General features: G+C 35.8%; 15 protein-coding genes and 1 tRNA gene. 4 read left to right on the plus strand and 12 right to left on the minus strand.

All coding sequences use genetic code 11. The features are described 5' to 3' along the window. Positions 1-189: 189 nt before the first annotated feature. Positions 190-263 (minus strand) — tRNA-Arg (locus BP18_RS00530). Between the two features lie 159 nt (positions 264-422). On the opposite strand from BP18_RS00530, the gene BP18_RS00535 reads away from it, so the two are divergent. Further along, positions 423-800, plus strand: coding sequence for a PH domain-containing protein (locus tag BP18_RS00535; RefSeq protein WP_029276424.1), 378 nt, complete (start codon positions 423-425; stop codon positions 798-800). A 217-nt stretch (positions 801-1017) separates the two neighbouring features. On the opposite strand, the gene glnA (BP18_RS00540) is transcribed toward BP18_RS00535, so the two are convergent. The 8 genes from glnA (BP18_RS00540) to BP18_RS00575 all read right to left on the minus strand — a co-directional run bounded on the left by glnA (BP18_RS00540) (position 1018) and on the right by BP18_RS00575 (position 9113). Further along, a complete protein-coding gene (glnA, locus tag BP18_RS00540; protein WP_029276422.1) occupies positions 1018-2358 on the minus strand; it encodes a type I glutamate--ammonia ligase in 1341 nt (446 codons plus the stop codon). Positions 2359-2400: 42 nt separating this feature from the next. Further along, positions 2401-2793: a MerR family transcriptional regulator gene (locus BP18_RS00545; RefSeq protein WP_029276420.1), complete on the minus strand. Its 393-nt coding sequence runs from the start codon at positions 2791-2793 to the stop codon at positions 2401-2403. 232 nt (positions 2794-3025) lie between these two features. Further along, on the minus strand, positions 3026-4360 hold the full coding sequence (glnA, locus tag BP18_RS00550; protein WP_007724135.1) for a type I glutamate--ammonia ligase: 1335 nt from the start codon (positions 4358-4360) through the stop codon (positions 3026-3028). 64 nt (positions 4361-4424) lie between these two features. Next, entirely contained in the window at positions 4425-4790 is a 366-nt protein-coding gene (locus BP18_RS00555; RefSeq protein ID WP_029276418.1) for a MerR family transcriptional regulator, read from the minus strand. 79 nt (positions 4791-4869) lie between these two features. Next, on the minus strand, positions 4870-6123 hold the full coding sequence (locus BP18_RS00560; protein WP_029276416.1) for a methionine gamma-lyase family protein: 1254 nt from the start codon (positions 6121-6123) through the stop codon (positions 4870-4872). After that, positions 6120-7382, minus strand: a complete 1263-nt coding sequence (hflX, locus tag BP18_RS00565; RefSeq protein ID WP_007724138.1) for a GTPase HflX — start codon at positions 7380-7382, stop codon at positions 6120-6122. Before hflX ends, BP18_RS00560 begins: the two co-directional genes overlap by 4 nt. A 44-nt stretch (positions 7383-7426) precedes the next feature. Beyond that, entirely contained in the window at positions 7427-8365 is a 939-nt protein-coding gene (gene miaA / locus BP18_RS00570; RefSeq protein WP_029276414.1) for a tRNA (adenosine(37)-N6)-dimethylallyltransferase MiaA, read from the minus strand. A gap of 1 nt (position 8366) precedes the next feature. Then, a complete protein-coding gene (locus BP18_RS00575; protein ID WP_029276412.1) occupies positions 8367-9113 on the minus strand; it encodes a glycerophosphodiester phosphodiesterase in 747 nt (248 codons plus the stop codon). A 149-nt stretch (positions 9114-9262) separates the two neighbouring features. Between BP18_RS00575 and BP18_RS00580 the strand changes: the two genes are divergently transcribed. The 3 genes from BP18_RS00580 to BP18_RS12255 all read left to right on the plus strand — a co-directional run bounded on the left by BP18_RS00580 (position 9263) and on the right by BP18_RS12255 (position 10453). Next, positions 9263-9493, plus strand: coding sequence for a helix-turn-helix domain-containing protein (locus tag BP18_RS00580; RefSeq protein ID WP_007724141.1), 231 nt, complete (start codon positions 9263-9265; stop codon positions 9491-9493). Between the two features lie 135 nt (positions 9494-9628). After that, on the plus strand, positions 9629-9958 hold the full coding sequence (locus tag BP18_RS12250) for a Y-family DNA polymerase (protein WP_051669207.1): 330 nt from the start codon (positions 9629-9631) through the stop codon (positions 9956-9958). A gap of 45 nt (positions 9959-10003) precedes the next feature. Next, positions 10004-10453: a DNA polymerase Y subunit UmuC family protein gene (locus tag BP18_RS12255; protein ID WP_007724143.1), complete on the plus strand. Its 450-nt coding sequence runs from the start codon at positions 10004-10006 to the stop codon at positions 10451-10453. 65 nt (positions 10454-10518) lie between these two features. Here the strand turns inward: BP18_RS12255 and BP18_RS00590 are convergent, their stop codons facing one another. The 3 genes from BP18_RS00590 to BP18_RS00600 all read right to left on the minus strand — a co-directional run bounded on the left by BP18_RS00590 (position 10519) and on the right by BP18_RS00600 (position 13567). Next, positions 10519-10869, minus strand: coding sequence for a rhodanese-like domain-containing protein (locus tag BP18_RS00590; protein ID WP_407390367.1), 351 nt, complete (start codon positions 10867-10869; stop codon positions 10519-10521). 157 nt (positions 10870-11026) lie between these two features. Next, a complete protein-coding gene (locus BP18_RS00595) occupies positions 11027-12133 on the minus strand; it encodes a YqgU-like beta propeller domain-containing protein (protein ID WP_029276410.1) in 1107 nt (368 codons plus the stop codon). Between the two features lie 459 nt (positions 12134-12592). Then, on the minus strand, positions 12593-13567 hold the full coding sequence (locus BP18_RS00600) for an ROK family glucokinase (protein WP_029276408.1): 975 nt from the start codon (positions 13565-13567) through the stop codon (positions 12593-12595). Positions 13568-13572 lie beyond the last annotated feature (5 nt).

A 13572-nucleotide genomic window follows, 5' to 3' on the forward strand; every position in this document is an offset into this window, starting at 1 on the left:
ATAAATAAATCATTATGTAAAATAATAGAATATTTTTACATTTTTTTGAATAAATCTTTACACTATTTTCAAGCTAGTTACAGAAGGACTTATTTAATTTTATTTTTATTCTTTTTTTTTTAAATTTAAACAGTTAACGAAAAAAAGTTAGGAAAGCTTTATATCCAGCTTTCCTAACTTTTTAATTGATGTCTCAGGAGAGATTCGAACTCCCGACCGTCCGCTTAGAAGGCGGATGCTCTATCCAACTGAGCTACTGAGACATGTCCTAGCAACAAAATTAATTATATGCAATAATGAATAAAAAGTCAACACTTTTTGTTAATAAATTTCAAATTTAAGAAAGAACGTTATTTTAATCAGTTGTATTTAGTAACTATACCCTTTACAATAACGATTAAAGAATTTAAGGAGGTTTTAAAATGGGATTAATTGGTGGTCTTTTAGGAAACGCTGGGAATATCAGCGAGAACGAAGCTCGAAAAAAATTAGTGGGCGTTATTTTAGAAACCGAAACAATTGATTTAGCATTCAAGTTAGTCCGTGATTTAATTATCTTCACTGACAAACGATTAATCGTAATCGATAAACAAGGAGTTACTGGCAAAAAAACAACCTATCACTCTCTACCCTATAAATCGATCAGCCGCTTTTTAGTTGAAACAACTGGACACTTCGATTTAGATGCTGAATTGCAACTATTCATTTCTAGCGCTACCGAACCAGCTATCACTTTACAATTCACGAATGATAAGCACATCACTGCCATTCAACAAGCATTGGCCTTAGCTGTTCTTTAATAAACTAAGAAGGTTAGAGACATTTTATACTCTCTCTAGCCTTTGTTCGGGCAAAGCAATAGGACCTTTTAGTTTCTGTAAAAGAGAGGTACGAGACCTATGCTCTGTAAATAACTGCAACATCTGCTAAAAAGCAGTTTAAAAAAATGGACAGAGAATTTTTTCACTTCTCTGTCCATTTTTTTAATTGTTGAAAATTTTTCCTATTTCTTTATTTTTAATACATTTTTAAATATTGGTCTCTTTCCCACTCCGTAACTTGTTCACGGAACGCAGCCCATTCAATTCTCTTAGCATTGGCAAAGTTTTCATAAATGTGTTCCCCTAACCCATTCTTGATTGTGCTATCTTCTGCTAGATATTTTAAGGCATCATGCAATGTTCCTGGCAAATCATAAATGCCATTCTCATGACGATCTTTTTCGCTCATCGCATAGATATTACGATTGATTGGTTCTGGTGCTTTCATTTCATTCTTAATACCATCTAAACCAGCTTTTAATAGAACAGCCATAGCTAAATAAGGATTTGCACTAGGATCTACACTGCGTAATTCCACACGTGTAGACATCCCTCTTGATTGCGGAACGCGAATCAGTGGTGAACGGTTGCGGCCGCTCCAAGCAATATATACTGGCGCTTCGTAACCAGGTACCAGACGTTTGTATGAATTTACTGTAGGATTCACAATGGCTGTAAAAGCTTTAGCATGATCCAAAATTCCAGCTAAGAAGTGACGTGCAGTATCACTTAATTCCATATCCCCATCCTTATCATAAAACGCATTTCCATCTTTAGTAAATAAAGATAGATTAAAATGCATACCCGATCCATTTACACCATATAACGGTTTAGGCATAAACGTAGCATGCAAGCCATGTTTACGAGCCACTGTTTTAACGATTAGTTTAAAGGTTTGAATATTGTCACATGCTTCTAGTGCACTAGCGTATTTCCAATCGATCTCATGTTGCCCTGGTGCAACTTCATGATGACTGGCTTCAATTTCAAACCCAAGATCCTCTAATTGCAATACGATATCGCGACGGCAATTTTCACCTAAATCTGTGGGCGCTAAGTCAAAATAACCACCGTCATCGTTCAATTCTAATGTTGGTTCATTTCTTTCATCCAGTTTAAAAAGAAAGAATTCAGGTTCAGGTCCTAAGTTAAAATCAGTAAAACCAAATTCTGTCATTTCTTTTAATGCACGCTTCAAATTAGAACGAGGATCTCCAGCAAAAGGAGTACCATCCGGATTGTAAACATCACAGATCAATCGAGCGACTTTGCCAGATCCTTCATTGGTTTCCCATGGGAAAATTAACCAAGTATCCAAATCAGGTCTTAAATACATATCACTTTCTTCAATCCGAACAAATCCTTCAATAGAAGATCCGTCAAACATCATCTCATTATCCAATACTTTTTCCAACTGACTAATAGGTACCTCAACATTTTTAATGACTCCTAAGATATCAGTAAACATTAGTCTCAAAAAACGGACATTCTCTTTTTTTGATGTTGCTTCTATTTCTTTTCTCGTAAACTTAGCCATGCATTTTTTCTCCCCTTTGATTAGCATTTTTGCTATCTATTTTTATTCTATGCGATTTTGATCAAGAAATGAATGGGTCGTTTTAGCACTCAATCCACTCACGGTTAAAAATTCATCGTGGAGTATTTTGCGCACATCATCGTCGGTCATTATTTTAGCCATTTCTTGTTCGTAATCTTTTTCTTTGTTTTCTTGCAACTCATAAATCCGTTTTATACCAGCCATATTTATTCCATCAGATAAATAATCTTTAATCTCAAGCAGAATATCAATATCATTTAAAGAATACATTCGCCGATTTCCTTCATTGCGCATTGGATTGATCAAATCTTGTTCTTCGTAATAGCGAATCTGTCGAGCAGATAAATCAGTCAACTTCATAACTGTACCAATCGGAAATACCGATTTAGAACGTCTAAGCTCTTTTTCACTCATTTAAGTCCCCCATTCGATTACTTTTATAGAATATCAGTCTTTTTTTCCATTGTCAACAAAAAAATGCATCGAATGTAAGGAAATCTAACATAACAAAATGAACATTACTAGTTTCTATTGGTTAACTGTTCCGATTATAAACACTAAATTGAACTATACCAATTTTAAAAAATCAAAAAAAAGAACCAGTGGATATTTTTCCCACTGGTTCTTTTAGTTCCTACTTACTCTTTTAATACAACGTTAAATACTTTTCTTTTTCCCACTCAGAGACTTGTTCGCGGTAAGCTGCCCATTCAATCTGTTTGGCACTTACAAAACTTTTATAAATATGGTTTCCTAAAGCATCTTGTACAACTTTATCTTGTTGCAAGTATTTAACAGCATTGTGCAACGTAGAAGGAAGATCCTTAATTCCTTTTTTGTATCTTTCTTCTGAAGACATGCGGTAAATATTACGATCAATCGGTTTAGGAGCGATACTTTCCTTTTTCACTCCGTCTAATCCAGATTGCAACAATACTGCAACTGCTAAATAAGGATTTGCACTAGGATCAACACTACGTAATTCTATTCTTGTAGATATTCCTCTCGAACTAGGGATGCGTACCAAAGGAGAACGGTTACGTGCACTCCATGCAATATAAACAGGCGCTTCATAGCCCGGAATCAATCGTTTATAAGAATTTACCGTTGGATTACAAATCGCTGTGTACCCTAAAGCATGATCCAATATACCAGCTAAGAAATGATAAGCTGTCTTACTCAAACCAAGCTCATTTTCTTCATCATACAATACGTTTCCATCTTTGTTGAATAACGACATATTAAAGTGCATACCAGAGCCGCTAACTCCGTATAACGGTTTAGGCATAAAGGTCGCATGCAACCCATGCTTACGAGCAACTGTTTTAACAATCAGTTTAAAGGTTTGAATGTTATCACATGCTTCTACTGCACCGGCATACTTCCAATCAATTTCATGTTGTCCTGGTGCTGTTTCATGATGACTAGCTTCAATCTCAAAGCCTAATTCTTCAAGTTGCAACACAATATCACGACGACAGTTTTCGCCTAAGTCAGTGGGCGCAAAATCAAAATAGCCACCATTATCATTTAATTCAGTTGTTGGTTTTCCATTTTCATCTAATTTAAACAAGAAAAATTCTGGCTCAGGTCCTAAGTTGAATTCTGTATAGCCTTCTTTTTTCATTTCAGTTAGAACACGTTTCAAATTCGTTCTAGGGTCTCCAGAAAAAGGGGTTCCATCTGGATTATAAATATCACAAATTAAACGTGCAACTTTTCCATTTACTTCTTCCCAAGGGAATACTAACCAAGTTGATAAATCGGGGCGCAAAATCATGTCACTTTCTTCAATCCTAACGAATCCATCAATAGATGAGCCGTCAAACATCATTTTATTTTCCATTACTTTTTCTAATTGACTGATTGGCACCTCAACATTTTTTATTGTTCCATCTATATCGGTAAACATTAATCTTAAATAACGAACATTTTGTTCTTTTACACTCATTTCGATTTCTTCTTTTGTAAAATTCTTCATTTTAGTTGTATTTTCTCCCTTTTATTAAATATTTTATAGCCAATGATCTTCAATCTTATCTACTCTAAAAGAACCGTGAAGTCCTTTTTGGATCCATACCTCGCAAAGCTAGAAATTCATCTTGCAAAATTCGGCGAACATCTTCATCCGTTAAAATGGACTTTTCTTCATTTTCCACTTCTTTTTCTTTCAATTCATAGATACGCTTGATACCCGCCATGTTGATTCCATCTGCCAAGTAATCCTTTATCTCAAGAAGTACATCTATATCATTCAAAGAATACATCCGTCTATTTCCTTCGCTGCGTTTAGGACAAATCAACTCTTGTTCTTCGTAATAACGAATTTGACGCGCGGATAAATCGGTCAGCGTCATTACAGTCCCAATTGGAAATACAGACATGGAACGCCTAAGCTCTTTCTCGTTCATGAGGTCCTCCCATCTAGCTTATTACTACAGTAACAATGTCTTTTTAAATTGTCAAAAATTTTACGTGAAATAATCTTTATTACCGAAAAAACAATTCTTCTACAGCTGAGCTGACGGCTAATTTAACATGTTCATACGTCAAGCCACCTTGGACATAAAGTGTATAAGGCGGACGAATTGGACCATCTGCTGTTAATTCCATACTGGAACCTTGGATAAATGTTCCTGCTGCCATAATGACATCATCTTCATAACCCGGCATGTAAGCTCCAATAGGAGAGACGTGCGCGTTTACAGGAGAATATTTTTGGATTGTCTGTGCAAATCTAATCATTTTTTCTTTATTGTTTAAGGAAATCATTTGAATCAGATCTGTTCGTGGTTCATCCCATTTTGGTGTACTTTCAATTCCACAAGCATCTAAAAGTGCAGCTGTATAAACAGCGCCTTTTACTGCTTCTCCAACAGTATGAGGAGACATGAAAAAACCTTGGTACATTTCTTGCAGACTGTATAAAGAAGCACCCGCTTCTCTTCCTATACCAGGAGTAGTTAAACGGTAACCGCACGCTTCAATTAGCTCTGTTTTACCCACAATGTATCCGCCAGTTTTAGCTAATCCACCACCAGGATTCTTGATTAAAGATCCAGCCATCAAATCTGCTCCCACTTCGATTGGCTCTCTTTCTTCAACAAATTCTCCATAACAATTATCAACAAAAACAATCACTTCAGGGTCGATCCCTTTGACAAATCGAATCATTTCTTCAATTTGCTTTATCGTGAACGAAGGTCGGCTGGCATACCCTCTAGAACGTTGAATAGCGACCATTTTTGTTTTTGACGTCATTTTTTCTTTTACTGTTTCAAAATCTATTTGTCCATCCGGCAACAAATCTACTTGATCAAAGCCCATTTGGTATTCCTTGAAGGATCCAATCCCATTTCCTGTAACACCGACAATCTCAAGTAAGGTGTCATAAGGAGATCCAGAAATGTACAACAAGTCATCTCCAGGGCGCATAACACCAAACAAAGCGGTCGAAATAGCATGTGTGCCAGAAATGATTTGTGGTCGAACTAAACCTGCTTCAGCTCCGAAAACTTCAGCATAAACCTCTTCTAATGTATCTCTTCCAAAATCATCGTACCCATAACCGGTCGTTGGATTAAAATGCTGTTCCGTAACTTTTTTGTTTCTAAAACTTTGCAAAACTTTATTTTGATTAAATAAAGCTACTTCATGAATGTAGTCATGGACCGGTTTGATTTTTTCTTCTACTTCTTTAATTTTTACAATTAATTCAGGTGCATAGTGATCGTTCCAACTCATGATATTTGATTCTCTCCATTCCATTTCGACGCTGCTTTCGCATACCCCTTAATGACGTATACATTTTTTTCTTCATCGTATTCTTCTGAAATAACTAGCGTTTCTCTTTTTAAACGGACTAACTTATCTCCTTGACTAACGGCTATTTCGATCCGGTAAGGGACCATCAACTCTTGCATTTTTTGCATTATAGCTGTTAGCAATTGCTCGATATCTTCTGGATCATTAGCTGAAATAAATACATTCGGGAAAAGGGATGGATAAAATGAATCTTCGACTAAATCCTTTTTATTATAAACCGTAATCATCGGTATTTTTTCCATACCAAGTTCTTTTAATAACTGAACAACGGTTTGTTCATGTCCGGCCATATTTTCAGCAGAAGCATCTACTACATGCAACAGCAAATCTACACCTTTGGTTTCTTCTAAAGTTGATTTAAAAGACTCAATTAACTGTGTCGGCAAATCTTGAATAAACCCAACCGTATCGGTAAGTGTGACATTCATTCCACTTGGCAACATCAATTGACGTGTCAAAGGATCTAATGTCGCAAACAATTGATTTTCTTCATACGTATCTGCTTGAGTCAACTTATTTAGCAACGTTGATTTACCCGCATTCGTATACCCCATCAAACCAATTTGAAAGGTTCCACTTTCTTTGCGTTGCTCCCGAGTACGACTGCGGTGTTTTTCCGTTTCTGCTAAATCACGCTTGATATCGGTAATTTGGTCACGAATGTGTCGGCGATCTGTTTCTAGTTTTGTTTCCCCTGGTCCACGTGTTCCAATTCCTCCGCCTAATCGAGACAAATTAATACCTTGTCCAGCTAATCGAGGCAACAAATATTGTAATTGTGCCAACTCAACTTGTAATTTACCTTCTTTGCTTTTAGCTCGCATTGCAAAAATGTCTAAAATCAATTGAATCCGATCAATGACCTTTACTTCGTCTAGTAAAACCTTTTGGATATTTCTCGTTTGACCCGGTGTCAATCCTTGATTGAAGATAACCGTATCTACTTCTAGTTCATCCACTAAAGAAACCAATTCTTCCATTTTTCCTTTACCTAAAAAAGTACGAGAATCTACTCGATCTCTTTTTTGAGTCAGTTCGCCCACTACTTCTCCAAGAGCTGTTTCGGTTAATTGTGCCAACTCTGTCAATGAATATTGGAAATCTTGATTGCTTTCTCTTGTTTGTACACCTACAAGGATAACGCGTTCAGCTGTTTCAGCAGTTTCTTTTGTTTCCATTCCGTTCACCTTCTATTCTAATATTTTAAATACAACAGGAAAGTTTATTCCTTTAGAAATCTTTCCACTTCAATTTCTACTTTTTTTCCGTCTTCAGGAAAGGCTACTAAATCCCACCACTCAACGTGTTCTAAACGATTTTTAAACCACGTCAATTGACGCTTGGCATATCTTCTTGAGTTTTGTTGGATGGCTTCTTTAGCTTCTTGCAACGTCACTTTTTTTTCAAAGTAAGGAAACAATTCTTTGTAGCCAATTCCTCTTGAGGCTTGTGCATCGGGTAACTGTTGTTGATACAACCACTCAGCTTCCTCTATCAATCCTACTTTAAACATCTGCTCTACACGTAAATTGATACGCTGATAAAGTTCTTCACGTTCAGTCGTTAAGCCGATAATTTTAGCTTCATAAAGAAGCTCATTTTCTTTGCGCTCACTTTGATAACTGGAAAAAGGTTGTCCCGTTACGTGGTACACTTCAAGCGCTCGAATAATCCGTCTGCGATTGTTAAAATGAATTTTTTCAGCAGCGACAGGATCGACGTTCGTTAATTGTTCCCATAAATAGAGATTCCCTTTTTCGTTAGCAATTGCTTCTTGGGCTTCTCGAAAAGCCAGATCATTTTCACCGCTGCCACCAAAAGTCACATCATACAGTAAGGATTCGATATACAGCCCTGTACCTCCTACAATGATGGGTACTTTCCCCCTAGCTGATATATCTTCAATTAAAAAGCGCGCTCGCTTTTGGAAATCAGATACCGCATAACTCGTTGTGACATCTACTTCATCAATCAAATAATGTGGGATTTCTTTTTGCTCCTCTTTGGACACTTTAGCTGTTCCAATGTTGAGATTGCGGTAAATTTGCATAGAGTCGCCACTAATAATTTCTCCATCAACCGCCTTAGCTAACGACAAACTTAAACTGGTTTTCCCAACAGCAGTGGGGCCTACAATAATAATAATTTTTTTCTTTTTCACACTATTCTCCTTCACCCTGCCACTTATTTCTTATTTCAAGAGCTTTCTGGGGATAATCCGTAATGATACCCGCTAAATTTTTACGAAAACAAAATTGAAGATCATTACTTTTATTAACAGTCCAGACCCGTACTGGCATTTCCGGTATTCGAAAAAGACTAACACTTCTGAACCAACTCAATTTTGGATGCCACATGTTGACTGGAATGTCTGGCGTTAAAAAATGAACATTTTTGCCAGTTTTTTTAAATAATAAGGCAATTTTACAAGTAGCATCAAGTCTTTTTAGCTCAATCAAAGTTTGGTAATTAAAACTGGAATATTCAATAGTGAACGGCCAATTCTTTTCAGCTGCAAAAGCAACTACTTTTTCCTCGATTCCTGGATACAAAACTTTATCTGTTTTTAGCTCGATATTGACTAATCCTTGATAGTCAGCTGCGTCTAACAAATAGAAAACTTCTTGTAACGTTGGAATACGAGAAGTGCTGTACTCAGAAGAATACCAGCTTCCGGCATCGAATTGTTTTAATTGGTTTAACGTTAAGTTTTGAACACGGCCTTTTCCATTTGTGGTACGATCAATTGTTTCATCATGGATAACGATCAATTCTTGATCTAAACTTAAATGAACATCTATCTCAATACCATCGCTTCCCACTCGAACAGCTTCTGTGATTGCTTCTATGGTATTCTCCGGATGCGTTCCTTTACTTCCTCGGTGAGCAATAATTTTTGTTTGATTCATGACCGTTGTCCCTCCATTGCTTACGTTCTTAATAATTATAGCATATTTCTATTCTTTGCCCTATAGATTGCTTTTTTTCCATAACAGGAAACAATCGTTTTTTTCTCCAAAGTAACGTACAATAGAACATGTATTAAGGAGGAAGGCATATGTATTTAACAATCGAAGAAACAGCCCTTTATTTAGAAATTTCTACAACTGATATTATGCGTCTGATTCGTGAAAAACAAATTCGTACTTTATCAGATGGAGAAACTATTTTAATTTATAAAGAGCAATTCAATTTATATTTACGCGAAATTGAGAAGTACAAAAGAGAAGTACAAGAGTATTTAAACGAACCTATCCCAGAAGACATTGATATAAAAGATGAAGATTAACATATGAGCATAATGAAGTAGACTGTCAGGTCCGTTTCATTATGCTTATGTTATTCTCATTCCTACTGTTCCCCTTCACTTATCGAACATACGTTCTTGCAATAGAACTAGCTACTATAAGAAAGGGACCGATTGATGATTAAGATGGATTATTCAAATGAACCTAACCAAGATGGTTGCTTAGTTTTAGCAGCTTCTACTAGAGTGAAAAAAGAATATGGCATTAAAACAGGCTCCAGACGATATGAAATTCCTCGTCATTCGTTTATTCAAATTGTTGAACCGCGAATGACCTTATATTTGCGCATCAATGAAATCATCAATGCTATTTTTCTTGAATTTGTATCGGAAAACGATTTGCACCTTTACAGTATTGATGAATCTTTTTTAGATGTAACAGCTTCAAACACTCTTTATGGATCCACAAAAGAAATTGCATTGAAAATACAAGCGACCATTTGGTAACGGCTTCGTTTAGTTGTAACAATTGGCATCGGCGATAACCCACTTATGGAAAAACTAGCTTTGGATAACGCTGCTAAAAAAACACCCAATGGCATAGCAGAATGTCATTATGAAATGGTATCAGAAACCATTTGGAATATCCATCCTATCAACGAAATGTGGGGTATCGGACAACGAACCGCAGCGAATATTTACCGTTTAGGAATTGATTCGGTCTACAGCTTATCAACGAATTCTGCCCAATCCTTAAAACGGACTCATAGGATTATTGGAGAGCAACTATTTTATTATGCTCACGGGATTGACCAAAGCATTATTGCTCAAAATTATATTCCTCTATCAAATTCCTTTAGCAAAAGCCAAATATTAGATAGGGATTACATAGATCAATATGAGATTGAGGTTGTTATTCGGGAGATGGCTGACCAAGTAGCTATAAAACGAAGTGGGCTAGTAGATGGCATCAAGGATAAAAAAAGACACATCACAATTTAATTTAGTGACGTGTCTTTTTATTAGAAACATTTTTAGCCTATTCAATTAATTAATTAATTAATTAATTAATTAGAAACTTTTGTTTTTCCAGTCCAATCACGGTAGCCGCCTTTAAGATGATGAATATCCGTGTGGCCTTCTTTACGTAAGCGAACTGCTGATCGTAAACTTACCGCTTTGTTGTGATCATACAAATAAACTGGTTGATCTTTTCTGATTTCACCACTACGTGTTTTCAAAGTAGAATAAGGAATGTTTCTAGCTCCTAATATATGCCCCGCATCAAAATCTTTTTTCTCGCGGACATCAATTAACTGAACTTTACGCATCTCTTTTTTAAATTCTTCTTCTGTTAATTCAATAGAAGCATTTTTGCGTTTGAAATAACTGTAGACTTCATAACCTGCCCACACTATGATGATAATCCATAAAACTGTATTAATAATCTGACCTGTATTCAATTCTTGTATACCCCTTTCAACTCGTTCTACAGGGATAATTGTACACAAGAATGAGCTGTTTTACTAGCTTTTTTTATTACTACCGTTTTTTCCAATCTTACAACTATACTTACTATGGCATATCGATCAATGAATAAATTGTTTGTTGTTCGATATCTATGATACTTTCATAGCGCCAACCATACAAACTGTATTTGCCATTCTTCGCTATCGAAATAGGCGCATTATCTGGTAGGTCCAAAATAGGTTCAATCGTTTTATGATCAAAATTCAACTTGCCAAATTCAAAATCTCCCGTTTTAAGTTCTAACTGCACCGCTTCTTTTGCAAAAACACCATAAACCGGTGTGTTTCTTGCAGCTTGACTTAAGTAAGGAAAAACTAACCGATCATTCATCGTTACTTTAGGTATAGCCATAAACGATTGATCAACCATGAAAGGGTATTGGTAATTTAATAACAATTCATCATCTGCAAAATCAGAAGGAGTATAGGTTATAAATGTATCTTCATGTACAAAAAAATCTGACACTTGGCTTTTTAATCTCAGCGAATCATTTGTACGGATATCTCCCATATAAAGGTCGCCAGTTTCAAGGGAAAAGTCATCATTATTGTCTACATACAAATACAAATTAGCTGAATACCACATAGGAGTCAACGAAGCTGAAGGTATAGATACGACTTCATTGGTTTCAAGATTCCAATTGCCAACAACTATTTCTGTATCTGATTGATAATAAGAAATAAAAATATGATTTTTATTCGCCGGATTCCAATTCACATTAACGAAACCTTTTGTTTCTAATGGCAACATTTGCATAACGGACCCGCTTTTATCAATTATTCTTAATTCTCCGCCGTTTTCACCGACAACTTGAATCAATACTTGTTGTTTATCTTCTGAAATAATAGCTGTTAAAATAATCGATTCTGCTTCATAAATAGGCGTGATTTCCCCAGTAAAAATGTTAAACAAAGATAAATTATCATTATTTATCTCACCAGTATGCACCAAAACTTCTTCATCAGACATCCAACCGATTACTTTTCTAAAACTTTCATAGTCAATCGGAATTTCTTTATAAGATAATGCCTTTTTTTCTGGCTCAGGAACTTCCGTTGGTTGTTTTTTAGTGCAACTTATTAAAAATAAGGTCGCGGAAAAAAGTAAAATAACTAAGTTGAGGATTTTCACTTTTTTCTTTTTACTTTCCATTCTAATCACCTTATTTTTTTTGATTTGTTTACGCGGTTTTATAATGGGATTCTCCTTTGCAAAATCTTTCTCATTAAACTATAACATATACAGCGCCATTTCACACTTTATTAGTCTGTTTTATAGCTAACGAATCCATAAGACGATTTCCATTGCAATACCAAATGAAATAAAAAAAGATGATTTCGGTAAACTGCCGAAATCATCTTTTAGGAATAACATAAGAGGATTATTTTTTTAGGTTATCTCATTTTTAATGTTGATAGACGATTTAATTCGATTACCCAAATTCTGAAGGAATAGGATTGCTTATGACCCAATTGTGGCTTGAAAGTTTTGAATGTTCTAGGATTCAGACAGTCTCAGGGCTCTTACAAGCATATTCATTTATTCCATAAGAGTTTTTTGAAGCATCCACACCAGTTGTTAAACAACCATTTTTAAAATAAACGATTTATTTTATAATGTACCATTGATGTGTTCTTTGATTAATGAACTTGCGCCGATTACGCCGGCATTATTTCCTAATTGAGCTAATCGAATCTTTGTTGTTTCACGAATAGTTGGGTAGGTAAACTTGTCAAAATATGCTTTGATTTGATCTATTAAAAATTCTCCTGCATGAGAAACTCCTCCACCAATCACAATTGTTGATGGATTTAAAACATTTGCAACACTTCCACAAGCCAAGCCTAAGTAATAAGAAACTTTATCGACAACTTTAACCGCTAATTCATCATTTTCTTTCGCCAAATCAAAAACATCTTTAGCTGTTATCAATTGACCGTCATCAATGATGGTTTTTAAATTTGAATCACCAGCATATTCTTCAGAAAAATCTCTCGCTAAACGTACTACTCCTGTAGCACTTGCAACCGTTTCAAGACAGCCCTTTTTGCCACATGTACAATCGTACCCTTCTGGATTAACGGTGATATGTCCTAACTCACCAGCAGCACCGGCAACACCGTGAATCAAACGCCCACCAGCAATAATTCCGCCGCCAACACCCGTGCCTAAAGTAACAAACACAACATCTTCTTCATTTTCTCCAGCACCTCTCCATCGTTCACCAAGAGCCGCTACGTTTGCATCATTATCAATTGCAAAAGCAATGCCTGTACCTTCTTCAATTAATTGTTTGACTGGTTGAATCATTGTCCAATTTAAATTGTAGGCACCCACAACCGTTCCTTCTTTGCGATTAACTGTACCAGGAGACCCCATTCCAATACCAATAAAGTCACTAGGTGATAATTGATATCTTTCAAGATGTTCATTGATAGATTCAACTATAGAGGGAACGATATGCGAGCCTTTATCTGTTATATCCGTTACAACACTCCATTTTTGTTGAATTTCTCCTTCACTTGTTAAAATAGCAAATTTTATAGTTGTTCCACCTAAATCAATTCCAATAATTTTTTTTGACATGACAA

Origin of the sequence: Carnobacterium jeotgali MS3, assembly GCF_000745125.1 — a bacterium.
In the GTDB taxonomy this organism is placed as follows: Bacteria; Bacillota; Bacilli; order Lactobacillales; family Carnobacteriaceae; genus Carnobacterium_B; species Carnobacterium_B jeotgali.

Excerpts from the sequence above, each read along its gene's own strand:
- BP18_RS00545 (WP_029276420.1), bottom strand. The coding sequence starts at position 2,793 with ATGAGTGAAAAAGAGCTTAGACGTTCTAAATCGGTATTTCCGATTGGT.
- BP18_RS00575 (WP_029276412.1), bottom strand. The coding sequence starts at position 9,113 with ATGAATCAAACAAAAATTATTGCTCACCGAGGAAGTAAAGGAACGCAT.
- glnA (WP_007724135.1), bottom strand. The coding sequence starts at position 4,360 with ATGAAGAATTTTACAAAAGAAGAAATCGAAATGAGTGTAAAAGAACAA.
- BP18_RS00595 (WP_029276410.1), bottom strand. The coding sequence starts at position 12,133 with ATGGAAAGTAAAAAGAAAAAAGTGAAAATCCTCAACTTAGTTATTTTA.
- hflX (WP_007724138.1), bottom strand. The coding sequence starts at position 7,382 with ATGGAAACAAAAGAAACTGCTGAAACAGCTGAACGCGTTATCCTTGTA.
- BP18_RS00580 (WP_007724141.1), top strand. The coding sequence starts at position 9,263 with ATGTATTTAACAATCGAAGAAACAGCCCTTTATTTAGAAATTTCTACA.
- BP18_RS00600 (WP_029276408.1), bottom strand. The coding sequence starts at position 13,567 with ATGTCAAAAAAAATTATTGGAATTGATTTAGGTGGAACAACTATAAAA.
- glnA (WP_029276422.1), bottom strand. The coding sequence starts at position 2,358 with ATGGCTAAGTTTACGAGAAAAGAAATAGAAGCAACATCAAAAAAAGAG.
- BP18_RS00535 (WP_029276424.1), top strand. The coding sequence starts at position 423 with ATGGGATTAATTGGTGGTCTTTTAGGAAACGCTGGGAATATCAGCGAG.
- BP18_RS12250 (WP_051669207.1), top strand. The coding sequence starts at position 9,629 with ATGATTAAGATGGATTATTCAAATGAACCTAACCAAGATGGTTGCTTA.
- BP18_RS00555 (WP_029276418.1), bottom strand. The coding sequence starts at position 4,790 with ATGAACGAGAAAGAGCTTAGGCGTTCCATGTCTGTATTTCCAATTGGG.
- BP18_RS12255 (WP_007724143.1), top strand. The coding sequence starts at position 10,004 with ATGGAAAAACTAGCTTTGGATAACGCTGCTAAAAAAACACCCAATGGC.
- BP18_RS00560 (WP_029276416.1), bottom strand. The coding sequence starts at position 6,123 with ATGAGTTGGAACGATCACTATGCACCTGAATTAATTGTAAAAATTAAA.